Annotated in this window: 23 protein-coding genes; 17 read left to right on the plus strand and 6 right to left on the minus strand. The window is 65.0% G+C overall.

Translation table 11 applies throughout. The annotated features are described in order from the left end of the window. Positions 1 to 34 precede the first annotated feature (34 nt). The 3 genes from GM909_RS02160 (at position 35) to GM909_RS02170 (ending at position 2,359) form a co-directional block, all read left to right on the plus strand. Positions 35 to 829 carry a transporter substrate-binding domain-containing protein gene (locus GM909_RS02160; protein ID WP_157014535.1) on the plus strand — a complete coding sequence of 265 codons (795 nt, stop codon included), beginning with the start codon at positions 35 to 37 and terminating at the stop codon, positions 827 to 829. Positions 830 to 890: 61 nt separating this feature from the next. After that, positions 891 to 1,703: an amino acid ABC transporter permease gene (locus GM909_RS02165; protein WP_157014536.1), complete on the plus strand. Its 813-nt coding sequence runs from the start codon at positions 891 to 893 to the stop codon at positions 1,701 to 1,703. 29 nt (positions 1,704 to 1,732) lie between these two features. Further along, on the plus strand, positions 1,733 to 2,359 hold the full coding sequence (locus GM909_RS02170) for a class I SAM-dependent DNA methyltransferase (protein WP_157014537.1): 627 nt from the start codon (positions 1,733 to 1,735) through the stop codon (positions 2,357 to 2,359). Between the two features lie 169 nt (positions 2,360 to 2,528). Here GM909_RS02170 and GM909_RS02175 read toward each other — a convergent pair whose 3' ends face one another. Beyond that, the gene (locus GM909_RS02175; protein ID WP_198174082.1) at positions 2,529 to 3,608 is read right to left on the minus strand and encodes a cyclase family protein; all 1,080 of its coding nucleotides are present in this window, start codon (positions 3,606 to 3,608) and stop codon (positions 2,529 to 2,531) included. Between the two features lie 271 nt (positions 3,609 to 3,879). On the opposite strand from GM909_RS02175, the gene GM909_RS02180 reads away from it, so the two are divergent. Further along, the gene (locus GM909_RS02180) at positions 3,880 to 4,398 is read left to right on the plus strand and encodes an MgtC/SapB family protein (protein WP_157014539.1); all 519 of its coding nucleotides are present in this window, start codon (positions 3,880 to 3,882) and stop codon (positions 4,396 to 4,398) included. Positions 4,399 to 4,660: 262 nt separating this feature from the next. Continuing rightward, positions 4,661 to 6,067: a 3-isopropylmalate dehydratase large subunit gene (gene leuC / locus GM909_RS02190; RefSeq protein ID WP_157014541.1), complete on the plus strand. Its 1,407-nt coding sequence runs from the start codon at positions 4,661 to 4,663 to the stop codon at positions 6,065 to 6,067. Between the two features lie 33 nt (positions 6,068 to 6,100). Here leuC and GM909_RS02195 read toward each other — a convergent pair whose 3' ends face one another. Then, entirely contained in the window at positions 6,101 to 6,943 is an 843-nt protein-coding gene (locus GM909_RS02195; protein WP_235911568.1) for a COG3904 family protein, read from the minus strand. A gap of 233 nt (positions 6,944 to 7,176) precedes the next feature. Then, positions 7,177 to 7,560 carry a hypothetical protein gene (locus tag GM909_RS02200; RefSeq protein WP_157014542.1) on the minus strand — a complete coding sequence of 128 codons (384 nt, stop codon included), beginning with the start codon at positions 7,558 to 7,560 and terminating at the stop codon, positions 7,177 to 7,179. 137 nt (positions 7,561 to 7,697) lie between these two features. Between GM909_RS02200 and GM909_RS02205 the strand changes: the two genes are divergently transcribed. The 8 genes from GM909_RS02205 to msrA all read left to right on the plus strand — a co-directional run bounded on the left by GM909_RS02205 (position 7,698) and on the right by msrA (position 13,302). Beyond that, complete coding sequence (locus GM909_RS02205) at positions 7,698 to 8,156, plus strand: GNAT family N-acetyltransferase (RefSeq protein WP_157014543.1); 459 nt, start codon at positions 7,698 to 7,700, stop codon at positions 8,154 to 8,156. An 87-nt stretch (positions 8,157 to 8,243) separates the two neighbouring features. Further along, entirely contained in the window at positions 8,244 to 8,564 is a 321-nt protein-coding gene (locus tag GM909_RS02210; RefSeq protein WP_157014544.1) for a hypothetical protein, read from the plus strand. Positions 8,565 to 8,750: 186 nt separating this feature from the next. Next, positions 8,751 to 9,155 carry a succinate dehydrogenase, cytochrome b556 subunit gene (gene sdhC / locus GM909_RS02215; RefSeq protein ID WP_157014545.1) on the plus strand — a complete coding sequence of 135 codons (405 nt, stop codon included), beginning with the start codon at positions 8,751 to 8,753 and terminating at the stop codon, positions 9,153 to 9,155. 2 nt (positions 9,156 to 9,157) lie between these two features. After that, positions 9,158 to 9,541 (plus strand): succinate dehydrogenase, hydrophobic membrane anchor protein, encoded by a 384-nt coding sequence (sdhD, locus tag GM909_RS02220; protein WP_157014546.1) that lies wholly within the window; start codon positions 9,158 to 9,160, stop codon positions 9,539 to 9,541. Positions 9,542 to 9,549: 8 nt separating this feature from the next. Next, positions 9,550 to 11,391: a succinate dehydrogenase flavoprotein subunit gene (gene sdhA, locus GM909_RS02225; RefSeq protein ID WP_157014547.1), complete on the plus strand. Its 1,842-nt coding sequence runs from the start codon at positions 9,550 to 9,552 to the stop codon at positions 11,389 to 11,391. Between the two features lie 44 nt (positions 11,392 to 11,435). Continuing rightward, positions 11,436 to 11,774 (plus strand): virulence factor, encoded by a 339-nt coding sequence (locus tag GM909_RS02230; RefSeq protein ID WP_235911570.1) that lies wholly within the window; start codon positions 11,436 to 11,438, stop codon positions 11,772 to 11,774. Between the two features lie 6 nt (positions 11,775 to 11,780). Then, positions 11,781 to 12,560, plus strand: coding sequence for a succinate dehydrogenase iron-sulfur subunit (locus GM909_RS02235; RefSeq protein ID WP_157014548.1), 780 nt, complete (start codon positions 11,781 to 11,783; stop codon positions 12,558 to 12,560). 97 nt (positions 12,561 to 12,657) lie between these two features. After that, positions 12,658 to 13,302: a peptide-methionine (S)-S-oxide reductase MsrA gene (msrA, locus tag GM909_RS02240; RefSeq protein ID WP_157014549.1), complete on the plus strand. Its 645-nt coding sequence runs from the start codon at positions 12,658 to 12,660 to the stop codon at positions 13,300 to 13,302. A 112-nt stretch (positions 13,303 to 13,414) separates the two neighbouring features. Here msrA and GM909_RS02245 read toward each other — a convergent pair whose 3' ends face one another. The 3 genes from GM909_RS02245 to GM909_RS02255 all read right to left on the minus strand — a co-directional run bounded on the left by GM909_RS02245 (position 13,415) and on the right by GM909_RS02255 (position 16,478). Further along, complete coding sequence (locus GM909_RS02245; RefSeq protein WP_157014550.1) at positions 13,415 to 14,545, minus strand: Leu/Phe/Val dehydrogenase; 1,131 nt, start codon at positions 14,543 to 14,545, stop codon at positions 13,415 to 13,417. 154 nt (positions 14,546 to 14,699) lie between these two features. Then, on the minus strand, positions 14,700 to 15,125 hold the full coding sequence (locus GM909_RS02250; RefSeq protein ID WP_157014551.1) for an OsmC family protein: 426 nt from the start codon (positions 15,123 to 15,125) through the stop codon (positions 14,700 to 14,702). A 117-nt stretch (positions 15,126 to 15,242) separates the two neighbouring features. Next, the gene (locus GM909_RS02255; RefSeq protein ID WP_157014552.1) at positions 15,243 to 16,478 is read right to left on the minus strand and encodes a ubiquinone biosynthesis hydroxylase; all 1,236 of its coding nucleotides are present in this window, start codon (positions 16,476 to 16,478) and stop codon (positions 15,243 to 15,245) included. A gap of 120 nt (positions 16,479 to 16,598) precedes the next feature. Here GM909_RS02255 and tesB point away from each other — a divergent pair, with 120 nt between their 5' ends. The 4 genes from tesB to GM909_RS02275 all read left to right on the plus strand — a co-directional run. Continuing rightward, on the plus strand, positions 16,599 to 17,471 hold the full coding sequence (tesB, locus tag GM909_RS02260; protein ID WP_157014553.1) for an acyl-CoA thioesterase II: 873 nt from the start codon (positions 16,599 to 16,601) through the stop codon (positions 17,469 to 17,471). Positions 17,472 to 17,692: 221 nt separating this feature from the next. Then, positions 17,693 to 18,031 carry a P-II family nitrogen regulator gene (locus tag GM909_RS02265; RefSeq protein WP_157014554.1) on the plus strand — a complete coding sequence of 113 codons (339 nt, stop codon included), beginning with the start codon at positions 17,693 to 17,695 and terminating at the stop codon, positions 18,029 to 18,031. A 28-nt stretch (positions 18,032 to 18,059) separates the two neighbouring features. Then, the gene (amt, locus tag GM909_RS02270) at positions 18,060 to 19,433 is read left to right on the plus strand and encodes an ammonium transporter (RefSeq protein ID WP_157014555.1); all 1,374 of its coding nucleotides are present in this window, start codon (positions 18,060 to 18,062) and stop codon (positions 19,431 to 19,433) included. Between the two features lie 195 nt (positions 19,434 to 19,628). After that, positions 19,629 to 20,654: DNA translocase FtsK 4TM domain-containing protein (locus GM909_RS02275; protein WP_198174083.1), on the plus strand; the 1,026-nt coding region annotated here is incomplete at its 3' end.

Consider the following 20,654-nt stretch of genomic DNA (forward strand, 5'->3'; position numbering starts at 1 on the left):
TGCCGGGTTAAGCCTTGCATTGCAGGAGAGGACAATGAACAGGACCAAATTGTTGCTGGCGTTGCTGGCGGGGCTTTTCGTTCCCGTGGCGGCGATCGCCCAGGACCTTCCCGATCTCGGCGGCAGGACCATCGTGGTTGTCACCGAAAATGCCTATCCGCCGCTGCAATTCGTCGATCCCAAGTCGGGCGAGGCGATCGGCTGGGAGTATGACGCAATGGCCGAGATGGCCGAGCGGCTCAATTTCGAGGTTGCCTATCAGAATACGAGCTGGGATGCGATGATCCAGTCGGTCTCCGACGGCCAGTACGATCTCGGCATGACCGGCATCACAATCCGCGAGGACCGCAAGGAAAAGGTCGATTTCTCCGATCCTTACATGCATTCGGAGATGCGCATGCTGGTGCGCGCCGGCGAGGACCGCTTTTCGGACGAGAAGGAATTCGCCGCCCAGGATGGTCTGCTGATTGCCGCGCAGCCGGGCACGACGCCGTTTTACGTCTCGGTCTACGATATTCTCGACGGTGACGAGTCCAATCCGCGCATCAAGCTGTTCGAGACGTTCGGCGCCACGGTTCAGGCGCTGCTGGCCGGCGATGTCGATCTCGTCCTGACCGACGGTGTCGCCGCCAATGGCTATGTCGAATCCACCGGCGGCAAGCTCAAGGTGGTCGGCGGGCCGCTCGGCTCGGAGGATTTCGGTTTCATCTTCCCCAAGGGCTCGGACCTGGTTGCGCCGTTCAACGCGGCGATCGCGTCCATGCAGGCCGACGGCACGTTCGACGCCTTGAACAAGAAATGGTTCCTCGACTACAAGCTCGGACAGTGAGGGTGGGGCGAGGACGATCGTGATGGCGATTCAACAAAACGACGTCGCGATCTAGCGGCCGATGATGCAGCCGCCGTCTTCCGCCACCGACAAGGACTTTCCCTGGTGGCTCGTCGCCGCCGGGACGATTGCCGCGGGCGTTGCCGTCTTCATCGCCGTCAACCAGCTCTATGCGGAAGTGTTCACGGTGGTGGCCAAGGGGGTCGGCATCACCATCTTCGTCACGCTGGTCGGCTTTGCGCTTGCCTCGGCGCTCGGGCTCGCCATGGCGCTGATGGCGCTGTCGAACAGGCTCTGGCTGCGCCAGGCGGCGCGGTTTTATGTCGAGATCGTCCGCGGCGTTCCGGTGCTGGTGCTCCTGTTCTGGATTGCCTTTGCCGGCGTTCCGGGCTTCGTCGCCTTGTGGAACTGGCTGACCGTCCCGCTGCAGACGGCCGGTCTCATCGGCGAACTGCTGGTGCGCGACGTGTCGCTTCTATGGCGCGCCGTCATCGCGCTGACGATCGGCTACTCGGCCTTCATCGCCGAGGTTTTCCGGGCCGGCATCCTGTCGGTCGATCCGGGACAGATCGAGGCGGCCAAGGCGCTCGGCCTGTCGCCCTTCCAGCGTTTCCGGCTGATCGTCTTTCCGCAGGCGATCCGCACCATTCTGCCGCCGCTCGGCAATGATTTCGTCGCCATGGCCAAGGATTCCTCGCTCGTTTCCGTGCTCGGCGTCGCCGACATTACGCAGATGGGCAAGATCTACGCCTCGGGGTCGTTTCGTTTTTTCGAGACCTACTCTATGGTGGCCTACATCTATCTCATCCTGACGGTCGGCCTGTCGCTCGCCTTGCGGGCCCTGGAGCGTCGCATGCGCAAGGCGCGGGCCTGACCGTCCGACAACACCCCGAAGGGAGAACGATGACTGTCAACAAAGCACTCGATCTCGTTTATGCCGCGAAGAACGAAGAGGAACTGGCCGCCGGCTACGCCGCCTGGGCGGCGGGCTACGATCGCGAAACCGCCGAACTCGGCTATTGCCTGCCCTTCGTGATCACCGGCTGGCTGGCGCGCTATGTGCCGGCAGGTGAGGGACCGCTGCTCGACGCGGGCTGCGGAACCGGGCTGACCGGCCCCTATGCCAAGGCGCTCGGTTATGACGATGTCGAGGGCCTCGATCTTTCCGAGGAAATGCTAGAGGTGGCCAGGGGACGCAAGGCCTATACGAGGCTCGAGAAGGCCGCGTTAGGCGAGCGCCTGCCCTGGCCCGACGATTATTTCCGCGCCTTCTTCGCCTCGGGCGTGTTTACCGAGGGCCATGCGCCGGCTTCCGCCTTCGACGATCTCGTGCGCATCACCGCCAGGGGCGGACATGCCATGTTCACCATTCGCGACTCGATCATCGAGCGCAACGGCTTTCGCGAACGCTTCGACGCACTGGCCGCCGCCGGCAAATGGCGGCTCGTGGAAGAAACGCCCACCTTCCGGCCCTACGCGATTGCCGAGCCGGAAATCGGCGTGAAGGTTTTCGTCTTCGAGGTGCTGTAGCCAGCTTCCCGACAGCGCGCCTTCGCTTCAAACGGAAACGTTTGAAGCAAGGATATTCGCGCCAGATCACTATTGTGGAGCATGTACCTTTCGCTCAAACGTAACCGTTTGAGCGGGACACGCTCGAGGAGCATGCAGGCGCGGCAAGGCGCGGCGCCCGCTCGTCTCGTCAGCCTTGCGACGCGCCGATCGACACAGGCCGCACCGGCGAACCCGACGCGCCGCGCGAGCGTAGCGGCAGGATCATGGTGCACGACGTCCACACCTTGTCGGCGGCCAGTTCGTCGAGCTTGGCGTTCTGGATCTGGTGGATGCCGGCCTTGGCCAGATTGAAGTGGTGGAGGGCGAAGGGAAGCCCTTCGGGCGTTCCCTCCGGCGGGCCGGCCTTGCCCTGCAGCGCGCCTTCGTTCACCGGATCGGTGAAGGGGTTGTCGAGTGCCAGGAGCACGATGCCCTTTTCGGCCAGGTATTGCGCCGCATCAAAGGCCAGCCCCGGCCCCATCGTGTAGTAGGGCGTATCGCCGGCGGGGTCCTGCCAGTTCTCGCTCCAGCCCGTGTAAACATACACCACGTCGCCGGGCAGGATGCCGCGCTCGGCGAGCCCCTGCGCCTCGAGCATTTCTTCTATGTCCTGCGTCGTCACGCGATCGCCGGCTTCGAGCGCGGTGCCGCCATTGTGCGCCTTGGCGTCGAGCAGAATGGCGGAGGTGACGATCGGCGGCACCTTCTCGATGCCGAGCTTGAGCAGCGGCGAGTCCGGCGTCGGCTTCACGTCCTTCTGGGTGTAGCCGCTGTAATACTCGGCGCCGTCGGCGGGAAAATCGCTCGTCCCGTCCCATGGTTCGGGCAACACCGCAAAATGGCCCAGCGCGTCCATCTGCGTGCCTTGCGCGCCGGGCTCGCCGCTTTTGACGTCTTCCCCGTTGAAGGCATGCAGCGTGCCGGGAATGCCGATAGTGGGACGGTAGGCATATTCGAGCGGTGCGCCGAAGGGCGACATCGGCATCGAATTCGAGCGCTCGTGCGACAACTCGTAGGCCTTGGCGCCCGGCAGGGCCAGGTGTGCCGCGCAGCGCATCCAGGTTCCCGTACCGAGGCCGTTTGCCATGCCGACCTCGTCGCCGGACGGCCATGGCGGACTGGGCACAAGCTCCATTGAACGCTCGATGACGTCTGTCGCGTCCTGGGCGAACGCGCCGGGCGCGGCAAGCAGCAGAACTGCGGCGGCCGTTATTGTGGCTCTGTTCATCATGGTCTCCCGTGGTGCGCCGGCCGGCACTCGCCGGACGATCAGCCTCGATATATCTGCATCCGGATATAGAAGGCTTCCGTTCCCCTTATGAAAATGAGGTTACCCGGCGCGTAGATAAATGCAAATGCAATCTTTAATCCCTGACCAGAGGCGGAACAGCCGCCACTGGCGGTGATGAGATCCATCTGCCTCAATCAGCTCCGCGCAGGCACAGAGGGGAACCCGGGCGCACCGTACGGCGTTTTGAACCAGCTTGCGGAGGCCACAATTGGACGAACTCATCGCCGATCTTCTGCAGGAGACCTGGCTGCCGCTGCCGGTCATTGCGTGGCGGCTGCTTCTCGCCACCCTGCTCGGCGCGCTGGTCGGTTACGAGCGCGAACGGCGGGCACGTCCGGCCGGTTTGCGGACCCATATTCTGGTTTGCATCGCGGCGGCGACGGCGGCCGTCCTGACCATAGAGATCGCGCATCTCTCCGCCTTCCAGACCGACGGAATCCGCATCGACCCGATCCGCCTGATCGAGGCCGTGACGGCCGGCGTGGCTTTCCTTGCGGCCGGCATGATCGTCTTTGCCCGCGGGCACGTGCACGGGCTGACGACCGGCGCCGGCATGTGGCTCGCCGGTTCCATCGGGCTCGCCTGCGGGCTCGGCTTCTGGCAGGTGGCGGTCATCGCGACGCTGCTGGCGGTGATCGTGCTGACCGTGATGCGCGTTGTCGAGGGGCGCTTGCTGGGTAAGGACCGCCGGACACAACGCCGCGACCGACAGGACGCGAAGAAATAGCCGTCGCGCCATGGCGGCTTTGCCTGCGAGCGGACAGCCCGATTGCCGCCCTGCCAAAAGACTGGTATGAGCCTCGCCATGGAAAAGCTGTTTGGAAATCCAGCTTACAAAGGCTTCGTGCTGCAGGACAAGAAACGCCTGCCGTCGCGGTTCTTTGCGTGGCTGTCCGGTACCCTGTTGAGCCGACTTTCCTGAGCGGCCCCGCTCCCGGCCTTGCTGGCCGGTCTGATCCAGCTTTCCAACCATCGATGGATGCAAGACAATGACCGCACCGCGTACGCTTTACGACAAGATCTTCGACGAGCACGTCGTCGACCGGCAGGACGACGGAACGTGCCTTCTCTATATCGACCGTCATCTCGTGCACGAGGTGACGAGCCCGCAGGCCTTCGAGGGACTGCGCATGACCGGCCGCGCCGTGCGCCAGCCGAAGAAGACGCTCGCCGTGGTCGACCACAACGTTCCGACCACCGACCGCACGCACGGCATCGCCAATGAGGAAAGCCGCATCCAGGTCGAGGCGCTGGCGAAAAACGCGTCCGAATTCGACATCGAATATTACAACGAAGTCGACCGCCGCCAGGGCATCGTCCATATCGTCGGCCCCGAGCAGGGCTTCACGCTGCCCGGCATGACCATCGTGTGCGGCGACAGCCACACCTCGACGCATGGCGCCTTCGGCGCGCTGGCGCACGGCATCGGCACCTCCGAGGTCGAGCACGTGCTGGCCACCCAGACGCTGATCCAGTCGAAGGCGAAGAACATGCTGGTGCGCGTCGACGGGCAATTGCCCGAAGGCGTGACGGCGAAGGACATCATCCTCGCCATCATCGGCGAGATCGGCACGGCCGGCGGCACCGGCCACGTCATCGAATATGCCGGCGAGGCGATCCGCGCGCTTTCCATGGAAGGCCGCATGACGATCTGCAACATGTCGATCGAGGGAGGCGCGCGCGCCGGCCTGATTGCGCCCGACGAGACGACATTCGCCTATGTCAGGGACAAGCCGCGCGCGCCCACGGGCGAGGCCTGGGAACGGGCCGTCGACTATTGGCGGACGCTGAAGAGCGACGAGGGCGCGCATTTCGACAAGGTGGTCGTGCTCGACGCGGCCAATCTGCCGCCGATCGTCTCCTGGGGCTCCTCGCCCGAGGATGTCGTCTCCGTCGAGGGCGTGGTGCCGGACCCGGCCGACATCCCCGACGAGACCAAGCGCGCCTCCAAGCAGCGGGCGCTCGACTATATGGGCCTGACGCCGGGCACGAAGATCACCGACATCGAGCTCGACCGGGTCTTCATCGGGTCGTGCACCAATGGCCGCATCGAGGACCTGCGCGCCGTCGCCAAGGTGGTCGAGGGACGCAAGGTCCATGAGAGCGTCGATGCCATGATCGTACCGGGCTCGGGCCTGGTGAAGGCGCAGGCCGAGGCCGAGGGTCTCGACAAGATCTTCGTCGCCGCCGGCTTCGAATGGCGCGAGCCCGGCTGCTCGATGTGCCTGGCGATGAACGACGACCGTCTGAAGCCCGGCGAGCGCTGCGCCTCGACCTCGAACCGCAATTTCGAGGGTCGGCAGGGTTTCAAGGGCCGCACCCATCTCGTTTCGCCGGCCATGGCGGCGGCGGCGGCGATCGCCGGACGGTTCGTCGACATCCGCGCGTGGAAATAGGCGCTGCCGCGATGCTGCGCTCTTTTTTCTTGCCTACCGGCTCGCCAGTTCGGGCGGGTCGGTGACGACCCGGTAGGCGCTGAGTTCCTCGGGGGAGAGATAGTAAAGGGCGCTCGGCGGCGTTTCGAGCGCGTGCAGCCACAGCGCACCGTCCACGCCCATCGCGGCAAGGTGGCGCGAAATGCGCGCCGTGGTCACCTGGGCGTGCGCCATGGCCTGTGCCGGCTCGTAGGTTGCCTCTCCCACGGTATAGAACTGGTGGACGCCGACCGCCGCCTTGTCGGACACGTTGCGCGCCGTGCCGCCGGCCAGCACGAGGGGGCAGGAAGACGCGCACAGGGCGCCGGCTTCAACTTCCGTCGCCAACCCTTTTTCCCGAATAAGGCGCGCCATGGCGATGGCGTCGTCGAGCGAGCCGCCGGGCGAGTTCAGCGAGATGGTCTCGACATCGTCGCCGCGCGCGGCAAGTTCCGTGGCGAAGCGGGCGCCAGCGCCGACATCGATCGAGCCTGACGCCGCCAGCAATCGGCCATCCTGCTGCAGTTCGAACCGCATCGGGATGCTCAGCGCATCATCGCTGGTCGTCAGGTAATGGCGTGGGTCGGCCGGGGCGTTGGCGCGCGAACTCTCGTTGCCGGGCGCCGGCGGCAGGATGGGATCTCGCGCCGCCGCGGGAGCGCTGTCGCCGGTGAACGCGGCGCGCACCTCCACCATCTCGCCCAGATCGATGGCGAGGATGACGAAGGCGCCGAGAAGCAGGCCGCGAAATGTCCAGCGCACCAGCTCACCCTCGTCGAGCGGCTGGAAATGGCGCTTCAACGCCTTTTTCAGACGATTGCCGGCGCTTGCCGCGCCCTTGTCCTGCAATTGGGTCACGGGTCCGTCCTCTTGCGATCGGCGAGCGACAGCGACGTCACGTTGCGGGTCATCGTTTCCGGCGACGCGGCGTGGTGCTTCAACCTTCGTGCGGTGGCGGCCTGGCTCGTGCGCATTCCGGTTCCATCCGGTTCAGGAGGCTGATCGAGGCGCTTCAAGAAGGCGTGGGAAAGGTGACCAAATCAGGGCCGCAGCGCCATTTCGCGCCCTTGCCCGCGCCTTTCGATCGCCTTTCAATGGCACGGGTGCTGCAGCACCGGCACGACGTTGCTGGGCAGGCCGTACATGAAGCTGCGGCCGTGCAGGAGAACGCCGGCCCGGCGGCACGATGCATATTCGACGTAAGGACCGCGCAGTGGCCGGACGTCGCCGTCGTCGAATTCTTCTCCGGCGTCGCCATATTGCTGCATCTCGGCGGCCAGATGGCCCTTGCCGACGACGATGCGCTTGTAGCCGGCCGGGCTGTAGATCACCAGGTTGCCGAAACTGTCGGCGTGGACTTCGTCCTGAAACAGGCTGCCGGCCGAAGCCGGAGCGGCGAGACCGAGCGATGCGGCGATGAAGGCAAGCGCGCCCAGCCGGCGCAGTTGCTCGAAGGGTCGGGTTTGGCAGCGCATGGTGCGTCCTTTCCTGTTGACGGGTCGCAGCCTCCTGACCGAACACTTTAGTAATTTGTTAACCTTTGTCACCCTGCATCCGCCCCATTCGGGCGCACCAATTGACAGTTATGGTTAATGCGCTCATTGGAGGACGCATGAGCAAACAGCATTCGATCGATATCAGCCAGCTTCGACTGAAGGACGCGCTCGATTTCGCGCCGCTGCTGGCGGCCTACGCACAGGCCCTGAAACGCGGCGCGCCGCGCCGGCCCGACCAGTATTACGCCGAATCGGTGTTGCAGGATCGCACGGCGGAGGTGCTGGGCGCGCGCATGGACGGCGAACTTGTCGGCTTCGCCATCTTCACCGACATGCCCGAGCCCGTCTCCGGCATGCGCTGCGGCGTGTGCGACCACATCTACGTGCATCACGACCACCGCAACAAGGGCATCGCCAAGGCCATGGTCGACGTGCTTGCCGATCAGGCGGAAGAGCGCGGCTGGACCAAGCTGCTCCTCAATGCGCCGCGACAGCCCGAAGACGGCCGCAAGCTCTATGAGCAAATTGCCGCACCGGCCGACTGGACCAGCTACATCATCCGTTTCGACCGCTGATCGAGCGATGCGGCAGCGACGGTGACCGGTTGATCTTTTGCCGGCATTGATCGATTCTTGGCGCGCAGGGGCGAATCGAGAGGTAGTGTGTTGCGTAGTGTCCTGGCGCTCCTTGCGCTCTTGCTGCCGGCGGGGTGTGTCCCCCAGTCCGCACAGATGGAAGAAGGCAGCGTATCGTCGCAGCCGCGGCTTGCAGCCTATCATTGCAGTGACGGCACCAGCCTGACCGTGGAGAACCGTGGCACGAGCGTCGTCGTCGACGATGGCGGCGAAGAGAAGATCGAGCTGCCGGCCTCGCCGACCGAATCGCGCCACCGGTATGGCGCTGAGCTTTATGCGCTGGTGCTCGACGAAACCCAGGCACTGTGGATGAAGGCCGGCGAAACGCCAGCGAGTTGCGAACGCTGACGGTCGCGCGGCGGGCTGATCTAAACGATTGAAGTCGCCGCTGGCCGCAACTGGCCCATAAGGGAAGGCGCCGAAACGCTTTTCCGGCTTTGACGCGGTGCAAAAAGCGCATTAGAAAGCGCCGCATCCTGGGTCGCGATCGGCAATTGCAGCGTCGCATCGCGCGCCTTTCGTCCTGGGGGAGCCATGAGCAAGACCACAGCCACCCGCGCACGACCGCTTTCGCCGCATCTTCAAGTCTATCGCCTGATCCCGACGATGGTCATGTCGATCGTCCACCGCATCACCGGAAGCGCGCTTTATTTCGGTACGCTGCTCGTTGCCTGGTGGCTGATCGCGGCCGCTTCGTCCGAGCCCTATTTCGACTTCGTCAGCGCGATCTACGGCTCATGGTTCGGCCAGCTCGTGCTGTTCGGCTACACCTGGGCGCTCCTCCACCACATGATCGGTGGCATACGCCATCTGGTCTGGGACACCGGTACTGGGCTCGACAAGCATACTGCGACGAAAATGGCCTGGGCGACCGTGGCCGCGTCCGTTACGCTCACGGTGCTGATCTGGATCGCCGGCTACATGGCAAGGGGGGCCTGACGATGACTGATTTCCGTACGCCGCTCGGCAAGGTGCGCGGCCTCGGTTCGGCCAAGGAAGGAACCGATCATTTCTGGCACCAGCGTTTGACGGCGGCAGCCAACATCCCGCTGATCCTGTTCTTCATCGGTTTCCTGATCGCGATCAACGGCGCCGATTACGAAGCGACGCGGGCGGCGATCGCCAACCCCTTCGTCAATCTGATGCTCATGCTGATGATCGTGTCCGGCCTCGTCCATATGCGGCTCGGCATGCAGGTCGTCATCGAGGACTATGTGCATGCCGAGGGCGTTAAAATCATCCTGCTCGTGCTCAGCACATTCTTCACGATCGCCGTCGGGCTCGCCTCGGTGATTGCTCTTCTCAGAATTGCGTTCGGAGGCTGACCCAGTCCATGGCCAAGGCAAGCACCAATACCCAGCCGTCGGGCAAGGCGTATGAGTTCATCGACCACAAGTTCGACGTGGTCGTCGTCGGCGCGGGCGGCGCAGGATTGCGCGCCACCCTCGGCATGGCCGAGCAGGGCCTGAAGACGGCCTGCATCACCAAGGTCTTCCCGACCCGTTCTCACACCGTTGCCGCCCAGGGCGGTATTGCCGCCTCGCTCAAGAACATGGGCCCGGACAGCTGGCAGTGGCACATGTACGACACCGTCAAGGGGTCGGACTGGCTCGGCGACACCGACGCGATGGAATACCTGGCGCGCGAGGCGCCGGCCGCCGTCTATGAGCTCGAGCATTACGGCGTGCCCTTCTCGCGCACCGAGGAAGGCAAGATCTACCAGCGGCCCTTCGGCGGCCACATGCAGAATTTCGGCGACGGTCCGCCGGTGCAGCGCACCTGCGCGGCGGCCGACCGTACCGGTCATGCGATCCTGCACACGCTCTACGGCCAGTCACTGAAGCACAACGCGCAGTTCTTCATCGAATATTTCGCCCTCGACCTGATCATGTCGCAGGACGGCGTGTGCACCGGCGTCGTCGCCTGGAACCTCGACGACGGCACGATCCATCGCTTCGCCGCCAAGATGGTGGTGCTGGCGACCGGCGGCTACGGCCGGGCCTATTTCTCCGCCACCTCGGCGCACACCTGCACCGGCGACGGCAACGGCATGATCGCGCGCGCCGGGCTGCCGCTTCAGGACATGGAGTTCGTGCAGTTCCACCCGACGGGCATCTACGGCGCGGGCTGCCTGATCACCGAGGGCGCGCGCGGCGAGGGCGGTTATCTGGTCAATTCCGAGGGCGAACGCTTCATGGAGCGCTATGCGCCCTCGGCCAAGGACCTTGCAAGCCGTGACGTCGTCTCGCGCTGCATGACGATGGAGATCCGCGAAGGCCGCGGCGTGGGCAAGAACAAGGACCACATCTTCCTGCATCTCGATCATCTCGACCCGGCCGTTCTGGCCGAGCGCCTGCCCGGCATCTCCGAATCGGCGCGCATCTTCGCCGGCGTCGACGTGACCAGGGAGCCGATCCCGGTCCTGCCGACGGTGCATTACAATATGGGCGGCATCCCGACCAACTACTGGGGCGAGGTGCTGAACCCGACGAAGAAGGACCCCGACCGCGTGGCGCCCGGCCTGATGGCCGTCGGCGAGGCGGGCTGCGCGTCCGTGCACGGCGCCAACCGGCTCGGTTCCAACTCGCTGATCGACCTCGTCGTCTTTGGCCGTGCGGCTGCGATCAAGGCCGGCAAGGTTGTCGATCGTGAATCGGAAATTCCTTCGATCGACGAGAAGGCGGTCGAGAAGATCATGGACCGTTTCGACCGCATCCGCCATGCCGACGGCGGCACGCCGACGGCGAAGCTGCGCGAGAAAATGCAGCGCGCCATGCAGGAGGACGCCGCCGTCTTCCGCACGCAGGAATCGCTGGAAAAGGGTTGCCAGCGCATCTCCGAGCTGTGGGGCGAACTGTCCGACCTCAAGGTCCACGACCGTTCGATGATCTGGAATTCCGACCTCGTGGAGACGCTGGAGCTGGAAAACCTGATGGCCTGTGCGATCACCACCGTCTACGGCGCCGAAGCGCGCAAGGAAAGTCGCGGGGCGCACGCACGCGAGGACTTTTCCGAGCGCGACGACAAGAACTGGCGTGTCCACACGCTTTCGCGGGTCGACGAGAAGGGCAAGGTGAAGCTCGACTACCGCCCGGTGCACACCGAAACCATGCTGCCGATCTCCGAAGGCGGCATCGACCCGGCAAAGATCGCGCCCAAGGCGCGGGTATACTGAACGGTTGTTGGCTGTGATACCGTCGTGGGGAAAGGGATTTCGCCATGAACATGATCGGACACAATAGCGCGCGTGGGGGCAGGATGTACGCGATCACCTTTGATCTGGACACTCAGACACTGGAGCAGAGTTACGGCAACGCTTCGTGGCGGAACGCCTATGCCGATATCCGGAATGCATTGCGCAACCACGGCTTCGACTGGCAGCAGGGGAGCGTCCATTTCGGTGATGAGACGGTCAACGCTGTGAGCTGTGTGCTTGCCGTGCAAGATCTTACAAGACGCTTCCCTTGGTTCCGCCCATCGGTACGCGATATGCGAATGCTGAGGATCGAGGAAAACAACGATCTAGGGCCGGCAATCGAGCAGGCGGCGAACGGATAAGAGACAATGGTCCAACTCACGCTCCCCAAGAATTCGCAGATCAAGCAGGGCAAGACCTGGCCGAAGCCGGAAGGCGCGACCAACCTGCGCGAATACCGCATCTACCGCTGGTCGCCGGACGACGACGAGAACCCGCGCGTCGACACCTACTTCGTCGACATGGACGATTGCGGGCCGATGATTCTCGACGCGCTGTTGTGGATCAAGAACAATGTCGATCCGACCCTGACGCTGCGCCGCTCCTGCCGCGAGGGCATCTGCGGCTCCTGCGCCATGAACATCGACGGCACCAATACGCTCGCCTGCACCAAGGGCGTGGACGAGGTCGACGGCGTGGTCAAGGTCTATCCGCTGCCGCACATGCCTGTGGTCAAGGACCTGGTGCCGGATCTGACCAATTTCTACGCCCAGCACCGCTCGATCGAGCCGTGGCTGAAGACGGTGTCGCCCGAACCGGCCAAGGAATGGCTGCAGAGCCACGAGGACCGCACCAAGCTCGACGGGCTCTACGAGTGCATCCTGTGCGCCTGCTGCTCGACGTCGTGCCCGTCCTACTGGTGGAACGGCGATCGCTATCTCGGCCCGGCCGTGCTGCTGCAGGCCTATCGCTGGCTGATCGACAGCAGAGACGAGGCGACGGGCGAGCGGCTCGACGATCTGGAAGACCCGTTCCGGCTCTATCGCTGCCACACCATCATGAACTGCACCCAGGCCTGTCCGAAGGGGCTCAACCCGGCCAAGGCGATCGCCGAGATCAAGAAGATGATGGTGGAGCGGCGCGTCTGAGGGCGTCGGTGTTGGCCGCTCACGCAAGCGTGTAGCGGAGTGAGTTTGCGAAGGCGGCCCGTGGCGATAGGAATCGTCTGAAACGGAGGCCCGCCCCATGACTCGTCCTTATGCCGTTCTGGCTGCTCTTGCACTCGCGACGGCGCTCACTCTACCGCATCCCGCAGCCGCAGAGGAAAAGACGGCCATATTCGCCGGCGGCTGCTTCTGGTGCGTGGAGGCCGATTTCGACAAGGTGCCCGGCGTGCTCGACACGGTTTCGGGCTATGCCGGCGGCGAGACGCAAAATCCCACCTACCGCAATTATTCCTCCGGCGGCCACCGCGAGGTGGTGAAGATCGATTTCGACGATACGAAAGTGAGCTACAAGCAGCTTGCCGATATCCTCTTGCGCACGGTCGATCCCACTGACCCGAACGGCCAGTTCTGCGACCGGGGCAAGAGCTACTCGACCGCCATCTACGCGCTGGACGCGGAGCAGAAGGCGGCGGCCGAGAAGGCAAAGCAGGAGGCCAATGCCGTGCTTGGCGGCAAGGTGGTGACGCCTGTTCTAGGGCCGGTCACCTTCTGGCCGGCGGAAGATTATCACCAGAACTATTATCGAAGCGACGAGCACATCCTGACGCGCTTCGGCTTTGTCACGAAAGCGGACGCCTACAATGGCTACCGCGAGGGTTGCGGCCGCGATCAGCGGGTGAAGGAGGTCTGGGGCGAGATGGCCTTCAGTGGGCTTGTGAAATAGGCCTGCAGGTGCATGCCCGGATCGGCTCGCCGCATTGCGGAATGAGTTCGCCGATCCAACACCTTTTTCCGCAGTTCCTCACGCAGGCCGGTTGCCGCCTTCCGGAGCAGGCTCAGGCCGGCCGCGCCTTGGCTTTCTCGATGCGTTCCATGGCGATTTCCGCCGCAACATCGTTGGTCGGCCTGCCCTGTGCCTGGGCGCGCTCGAAAATTGCCGAGAGCGTGACCGGGATCGCGGCCACCTTGGTCATGGTCGCGGCACGGTCATAGCCGCCCGGCGCAAGCTCCGCCGCCACATTGATCAACCCGCCGGCATTGATGACGTAATCCGGTGCATAGAGGATGCCGCGCTCCATCAGCCGCCTTGCATCCTCGTGCCGGGCGAGCGGATTGTTCGCCGCCCCGGCGACGATCGCCGCCTTGAGCGTCGGGATCGTCGCCTCCGACACGACGCCGCCCAGCGCGCAGGGCGCAAAGACATCGGCCTCGGCCGCAATGATGGCGTCGGTGGCGACCGGTGTCGCGCCGAATTCGCTGGCGGCGCGCTCGACGCGCTGCGCATCGATGTCCGCAACGATGAGCTTCGCGCCCTCGCCATGCAGTTCTTCGCACAGCGCCCAGCCGACCGAGCCCAGCCCCTGGACGGCAATCCGCACCCCTACGAGATCGCCGGGGCCGCGCTGCTGCTTGAGCGCCGCCTTGATGCCGAGAAAGACGCCATGAGCGGTGACCGGCGACGGGTTGCCGCTGCCGCCCTTGGTCGTGCCGGTGACGTTCGGGGTTCTCTCGCGCAGGAAATCGGCGTCGGCCACGGTGAGCCCGACATCCTCGCCGGTGTAGAACTGGCCTTCCAGCGCGGCCAGCATGTCGGCATAGGCACTCAACAGTTCTGGCGTCTTGTCGGTTTTCGCATCGGCGACGATGACGGCCTTGGCGCCGCCGAAGGGCATGCCGGCAACGGCCGACTTGTAGGTCATGCCGCGCGAAAGCCGGAGCGCGTCGGTGAGCGCGGCCTCGAAGCTTTCGTGTGGCCACACGCGCGTGCCGCCGAGACCCGGGCCGAGCGCGGTGTTGTGGATGGCGGCAATGGCCGTCAGGCCGCGTTCGGCGTCACGGCCGAGCCAGACCTGTTCGTGCTGGTCGAAATCCTGCAGCTTGGACGCGACCTCGGTGATGTCGTCGAGAACAAGCGTCGACTTGCCTGCCGGCACCTTCAGTTTGCGCGGCTCGGTGGCATGCAGCATTGTGTCCTCCCGGTTTGAACCGATAGGGAATCCTAGACGTATTTAGGTGTTCTTTGGTGGCGAAGTAGTGCCTCCGCACGACCGTCCGTTGCGCGCGGAGGTGATTTGCGGTCACAATCGTGCGATTGCGCCACCCGGGGCTGCAAGCCGGCAATCAGGCCAGCCGGGCATCGAGCGATATGTCGATGGCGCCGAGCGCCTTGGAGACCGGGCACTCGGCCTTCGCCTTTTCGGCCAGTCGCTTGAACCTGGCCTCGTCGATGCCCGGCACGGTGCCGACGACGCTCAAGGCGCTGCCCGTGATCCCGGTGCCGGGAACGAGCGTGACGACGGCCTTTGCCTCGATCTTGTCGGCCGGCGTGCCGTTCTCGGCCAGGAAATGCGAGAACTGCATGGCGTAGCAGCCGGCATGGGCAGCGGCGATGAGTTCCTCCGGATTGGTGCCGGACTTGCCGCTCTCGTCCTCGAAGCGGGTCTTGAACGAATAGGGCTGGCCCGACAGGGCGCCGCTTTGTGCTTCAAGCGTACCCGTTCCGTCCTTGAGCGCGCCTTTCCAGATTGCGGTTGCGGTGCGGTTCATCGGTATCTCCTCTCGTGGTGTTCGGCAGCAGGCGGCAATGCCCCATTGCCGCCCCTGAATGGCGCATTTTTGTGACCGCCCGACGACCCTACCGAGAGTTTCCGGCCGCGGTCGCCATCAGATCGCCTCGCCGCGCAGCAGCCGCGGTGTCGGGCCGGCAAGCCCCGCGGCCTGGCGGATGAAGAAATCCTTCATGCGCGGCATGCGGTCGACGAGGCCGAGCCCGATGTCGCGGACCGTGCGCAGCGGCGCGAAATCGTTGGAGAACATACGGTTCAGCACGTCCGTCGTGATTCCCATCTGCAGCGTGTCGAAACGGCGCCAGCGCGCGTAGCGCTCGAGCACGTCCAGGGCGCCGATGTCCTCGCCCAGCCGGTCGGCCTCCACCAGGACCTGCGCCAGCGCGGCGACGTCCTTGAAGCCGAGATTGAGCCCCTGGCCGGCGATCGGGTGGATGCCATGCGCCGCGTCGCCGGCCAGCGCGAAGCGCGGCTTGACGAAATCGCGCGCCAGCGTCAGCCCGAGCGGCCAGGCGCGCCGCGGTCCCTCGACATGAAGCGCGCCGAGCTTGTGGCCGAAGCGCAGCTCCAATTCGTGCTCGAAGACGATGTCGTCCTCGGCCACGAGGCGCTCGGCTTCCGCGGTGCGCTCGGTCCACACGATGGAGGAGCGGTTTCCGGTCAGCGGCAGGATGGCGAAGGGGCCGGACGGCAGGAAATGCTCTTCCGCGCGTCCCTCATGCGGCCGCTCATGGGCCACGGTGCACACGATGCCCGACTGGCCGTATTCCCACTCCAGGGTCTTGATGCCGGCCATGGAGCGCAGGCGCGACTTCACGCCGTCGGCGGCCACCAGAAGGCGCGCGCGGAAGGTCACGCCGTCGGCCAAGCCGATCGTCGCGGCGGCCGGCTCGATCTCGAAATGATCAACGCCGACCCCGTCGATGACGTCGACGCCGAGCTCGCCGGCGCGCCGCCGCAGCGCTCCGTTCAGCGCCTTGTTGGGCACCATATGCGCGAAGGGTTCGCCGGCAGCGACATCGCCGTCAAAGGTCAGGAAAACCGGCCGCACGGGATCGGCGGTACGCGAATCGGTGACGATCATCTCGGTGATCGCCTGGGCGTGCGGGACGATCTCGTCCCAGCAGTCGAGCCGGGCGAGCATGCGGCATGCGGCGGCGGCGACGGCGGATGCGCGTCCATCCTTTTCCCAGGTGCGAGACGGGGCGGCATCGACGACGGCGATGGTGAGATCGGGACGCGCCTGCTTGATCGATACGGCCGCCGCCAGGCCGGCATAGCCGGCCCCGGCCACGAGAATGTCGAGTGCGGCTCCGTCCAGTCGCTTGCTCATGCGCATATCCTCCTTACCGTCGGCTGCGCGGCCGCCCGGGCTTGCCGCTTGACTTGGCGGGGGCTTCCTGCTCGAACCGCCAGGCTCATTTGTTTCCACCTCATCTGGAGCCCGGCACCGATGTCGTCCGCCATGCAGGAACTCCTGTCCATTCTCGACCTCGAGCAGCTCGAACACAATCTGTTTCGTGGTCGCAGCCCACAGGTCAACTGGCAAAGGGTGTTCGGCGGACAGACCATAGCCCAGGCCCTGGTCGCGGCCCAGCGCACCGTCGCGCCTGAAAGGCAGGTGCATTCCCTGCACGGCTATTTCATGCGCCCGGGCGACACCAAGGTGCCGATCATCTACGAGGTCGACCGCATCCGCGACGGCGGCTCCTTCACCACCCGGCGCGTGGTCGCCATCCAGCATGGCCAGGCGATCTTCTCGCTCGAGGCCTCGTTCCAGGTGGATGAGGGCGGCCTGGCCCACCAGATGCCGATACCGCTCGACGTGCCGCAGCCCGAGACGCTGAAGTCGCAGCGCGAACTGCTCGATGCGACCGAGCATGTTCCCGATCATATCCGCAAGTTCTGGGCCCGCGAGCGGCCCCTGGAGATCAAGCCGGTCAATCTGGAGCACTATACGAGCCGCGACAAGCTGCCGCCGCACCAGAACATCTGGATCAGGGCGACCGGCGCGGTGCCCGACGACCGGCGCCTGCAGGCCGCGGTCCTGGCCTACATGTCCGACATGACGCTGCTCGACACTTCGACCTTCGCCCATGGACGGGCCGTCTTCGACCCGGACCTGCAGGTGGCGAGCCTCGACCACGCGATGTGGTTCCATCGGCCCAACAGGCTCGACGACTGGCTGCTCTACACCCAGGACAGCCCCTCCTCGCAGGGCGCGCGCGGGCTTTCGCGTGGCGCCATCTATGCGCGCGACGGGACGCTGGTCGCGTCCGTGGCTCAGGAAGGCCTCATCCGGATCCGTTCTCTGCCCAAAAAATAGGCAATCTGCCCAAATTGATTCGGCCTTAGGCCATTGTGCTCATAATTTGACACGGTGGACCGGCTCTCCGTGCGCCGAAGTCATGCATTATCAACGATTTGGCGACCCTGCGCAGAATCTGGCACGGAGCTTGAATCACCCTTGGCATTCTCCGGCTGGGTGCGGCCCCGCCGGCGGTGTCACGTAACGCGGGGGAACCGCACAGCAAAGGGTGAAACCTTATGAAAATCGTGATGGCAATCATCAAGCCGTTCAAGCTCGACGAGGTGCGCGAAGCGCTCACCGCCGTCGGCATCCAGGGCCTGACCGTCACCGAGGTCAAGGGCTACGGACGGCAGAAGGGACACACGGAGATCTACCGCGGCGCCGAATATGCGGTGAGCTTCCTGCCAAAGGTCAAGATCGAGGTCGCAGTGGCGCCCGACATGGTCGACAAGGCCGTCGACGCCATCAGCGGCACTGCAAAGACGGGGCAGATCGGGGACGGCAAGATCTTCGTCTTCGGGATCGAGCAGGCCGTGCGCATCCGCACCGGCGAGACCGACGTCGATGCGCTTTGAACGCCATATCGATTTCAAGGAGAGGACGATGACTATTTCTGCAAGCCTGTTGAGGGCGGCGCGGCCGGCGCTGCTCGGCGCGGTCGGACTGACCGCGTTTGGAACGCTCGGGGCATTCGCCCAGGAGGCGGCCGCCGAGGCCGCGCCCGAATTCGCCAAGGCCGCCGACACGGCCTTCATTTTCAACACTTTGCTTTTCCTCTTGGGCGGCTTCCTCGTCATGTGGATGGCGGCGGGCTTCGCCATGCTCGAGGCCGGGCTGGTGCGCTCGAAGAACGTGTCGATGCAGCTCTTGAAGAACATCGCGCTCTATTCGATCGCCGGGCTGATGTACTGGCTCGTCGGCTACAGCCTGATGTATGTCGACGTGAACGGCTATTTCGGCACGTTGTGGCCCTATGCGTTCGATCCCGTCGGTCTCGAGGGAGCCGATACGGCGGCTCTTCTGGAGACGGGCTATTCGACGGCCTCCGACTGGTTCTTCCAGATGGTCTTCGTCGCCACCGCCGCCTCGATCGTCTCGGGCTCGCTGGCCGAGCGCATCAAGCTGTGGCCGTTCCTGATCTTCGTCGTCGTGCTGACCGGCTTCATCTATCCGATCGCCGGATCGTGGCAGTGGGGCGGCGGCTGGCTCTCGCAGATGGGCTTTTCCGACTTCGCCGGCTCGACGCTGGTCCATTCGGTGGGCGGCTGGGCGGCGCTTGCCGGCGCCCTGTTGCTCGGCGCGCGCAAGGGCAAATACGGCCCCGGCGGCGTGGTCAACGCCCTCCCGGGCTCCAGCATGCCGCTCGCAACGCTCGGCACATTCATCCTGTGGCTCGGCTGGTTCGGCTTCAACGGCGCCTCGCAGCTCGCCATGGGCACGATTGGCGATGCAGCCGACATCAGCCGCATCTTCGCCAACACCAACCTGGCGGCGGCCGGCGGCGTCGTGGCGGCGCTCATCCTGGCCCAGATTCTCTACAAGCGGGTCGACATCACCTTCGTGCTCAACGGCGCGCTGGCCGGCCTGGTCTCCATCACGGCCGAGCCGCTGACGCCCGGACCGTTTGCCGCCATCGTCATCGGCGCCATCGGCGGCGTGATCGTGGTGCTGACGGTGCCGCTGCTCGACAAGTTCAAGATCGACGACGTCGTCGGCGCCATTCCGGTTCACCTGCTGGCCGGTATCTGGGGCACGATCGCGGTGCCGATCACCAATCCTGGCACCAGCTTCGGCGTGCAGCTCGTCGGCATCATCGCCTATGGCGTCTTCACCTTCGTGGCGGCCCTCGTCGTGTGGGCGATCCTCAAGGCGACGATGGGCATGCGCGTTTCCGAGGAAGAGGAGATGACTGGCCTCGACCTGGCGGAAATCGGCGTCGAAGCCTATCCGGAGTTCACGGCGTCGACCGTGCGGTAGGCTGCACGGTGCACTTATCCGGTGGCCTCCGGCCCCGGACGGTCATGGCCCGCTTCGGCGGGCCATTTTCGTTTTTCGGTGGTGCAATCGCGCCATGGTTAATGCCGCATTAACCGTCGCCTCGATACTGTTGGGACGACGAATCCGCCCGGCCTTCGGTCCGGACGCCACGACGCGCGTAACAGGGGGTGAGTAATGCGCCCAGGCAGTTCCCAGGCATTCGCCGTATCCGCCATCGGACACGGCATCCAGATCTTCCTGCTCCGGCAGCTGACGCGGTTGGTCGGGATCGGACTGCTGTGCCTGTGCGCATTCGCCGTCGCCGGCCTGGCCAGCTGGAACGTCGCCGATCCGAGCTTCAGCCATGCGACGTCGAATGTGGTCACCAATGCCATGGGCTATCCCGGTGCCGTGTTCGCCGATCTGGCCATGCAGTTCTTCGGCCTGGCATCGGTCGCCGCTCTCATCCCCGCTTTCGCCTGGGGCCTGCGTCTGGCCGGCGCGCGCGGCCTCGACCGCTTGCCGCGGCGCGGCCTTGCCTGGTTCGGTGCAGCGCTTTTGAGCGCGGCGATTGCCGGCTGCTTCGACATACCATCCACCTGGCCGCTGCCGACGGGCCTTGGCGGCGTGTTCGGCGATCTCGTGCTGAAAGTACCGGGCTTTTTCACCGGCGGATATCCCGGCGGCGTGCTCGCCATGATCACCGCCGTGATCCTGGCCGTTCCGGCCGTCTGGATGATGCTTTTCGCTTCCGCCGTCATTGGCTTCGAGCGCCATGAATATGACGAGGAAGAAGAGGTCGTCATGCCCGCCGCACGCCGGGCGACGGCCGAAGAATTCGATGACGAGGAAGACGACGAAGACGAAGGCGGCGGCTCCCTGGTGCTCGGCGCGATCACCCATTGGTGGCTTTCGCTGCGCGCCTTCGTGCGGCGCATGTTCGGCCAGCGGTTGAAGCGGCGGCCGCCAGAACGCGACATTCTCGACGAGTTCGACACCTACGATTCCGATTATGACGCGCCGCGTCCGCCCGTGCTCAAGGACGCGCCGCGCATCGAGCCTGATTTCGAGGAGGATGGATTCGGCGGCGTGCTCGACAGTCCGTCGGTCGAATATGACCCCGAGGACGATTTCGACGCCCCGATGCCGCGCGTGGTGCGCCAGGCGCCCGCGGCGGCCGGCCGCGAGGCGGCCCGTGTGGAGGCGCCGGCGCCGCGGCCG

It is taken from the genome of Mesorhizobium xinjiangense, assembly GCF_009749525.1.
Lineage (GTDB): Bacteria > Pseudomonadota > Alphaproteobacteria > Rhizobiales > Rhizobiaceae > Mangrovimarina > Mangrovimarina xinjiangensis.

Coding starts and splice junctions, on each gene's coding strand:
- tesB (WP_157014553.1), top strand. CDS start 16,599: ATGTCGTCCGCCATGCAGGAACTCCTGTCCATTCTCGACCTCGAGCAG.
- msrA (WP_157014549.1), top strand. CDS start 12,658: ATGACTCGTCCTTATGCCGTTCTGGCTGCTCTTGCACTCGCGACGGCG.
- GM909_RS02235 (WP_157014548.1), top strand. CDS start 11,781: ATGGTCCAACTCACGCTCCCCAAGAATTCGCAGATCAAGCAGGGCAAG.
- GM909_RS02205 (WP_157014543.1), top strand. CDS start 7,698: ATGAGCAAACAGCATTCGATCGATATCAGCCAGCTTCGACTGAAGGAC.
- sdhD (WP_157014546.1), top strand. CDS start 9,158: ATGACTGATTTCCGTACGCCGCTCGGCAAGGTGCGCGGCCTCGGTTCG.
- GM909_RS02165 (WP_157014536.1), top strand. CDS start 891: ATGATGCAGCCGCCGTCTTCCGCCACCGACAAGGACTTTCCCTGGTGG.
- GM909_RS02255 (WP_157014552.1), bottom strand. CDS start 16,478: ATGAGCAAGCGACTGGACGGAGCCGCACTCGACATTCTCGTGGCCGGG.
- GM909_RS02170 (WP_157014537.1), top strand. CDS start 1,733: ATGACTGTCAACAAAGCACTCGATCTCGTTTATGCCGCGAAGAACGAA.
- sdhA (WP_157014547.1), top strand. CDS start 9,550: ATGGCCAAGGCAAGCACCAATACCCAGCCGTCGGGCAAGGCGTATGAG.
- amt (WP_157014555.1), top strand. CDS start 18,060: ATGACTATTTCTGCAAGCCTGTTGAGGGCGGCGCGGCCGGCGCTGCTC.
- sdhC (WP_157014545.1), top strand. CDS start 8,751: ATGAGCAAGACCACAGCCACCCGCGCACGACCGCTTTCGCCGCATCTT.
- GM909_RS02160 (WP_157014535.1), top strand. CDS start 35: ATGAACAGGACCAAATTGTTGCTGGCGTTGCTGGCGGGGCTTTTCGTT.
- leuC (WP_157014541.1), top strand. CDS start 4,661: ATGACCGCACCGCGTACGCTTTACGACAAGATCTTCGACGAGCACGTC.
- GM909_RS02250 (WP_157014551.1), bottom strand. CDS start 15,125: ATGAACCGCACCGCAACCGCAATCTGGAAAGGCGCGCTCAAGGACGGA.
- GM909_RS02230 (WP_235911570.1), top strand. CDS start 11,436: ATGAACATGATCGGACACAATAGCGCGCGTGGGGGCAGGATGTACGCG.
- GM909_RS02200 (WP_157014542.1), bottom strand. CDS start 7,560: ATGCGCTGCCAAACCCGACCCTTCGAGCAACTGCGCCGGCTGGGCGCG.
- GM909_RS02245 (WP_157014550.1), bottom strand. CDS start 14,545: ATGCTGCATGCCACCGAGCCGCGCAAACTGAAGGTGCCGGCAGGCAAG.
- GM909_RS02175 (WP_198174082.1), bottom strand. CDS start 3,608: ATGAACAGAGCCACAATAACGGCCGCCGCAGTTCTGCTGCTTGCCGCG.
- GM909_RS02265 (WP_157014554.1), top strand. CDS start 17,693: ATGAAAATCGTGATGGCAATCATCAAGCCGTTCAAGCTCGACGAGGTG.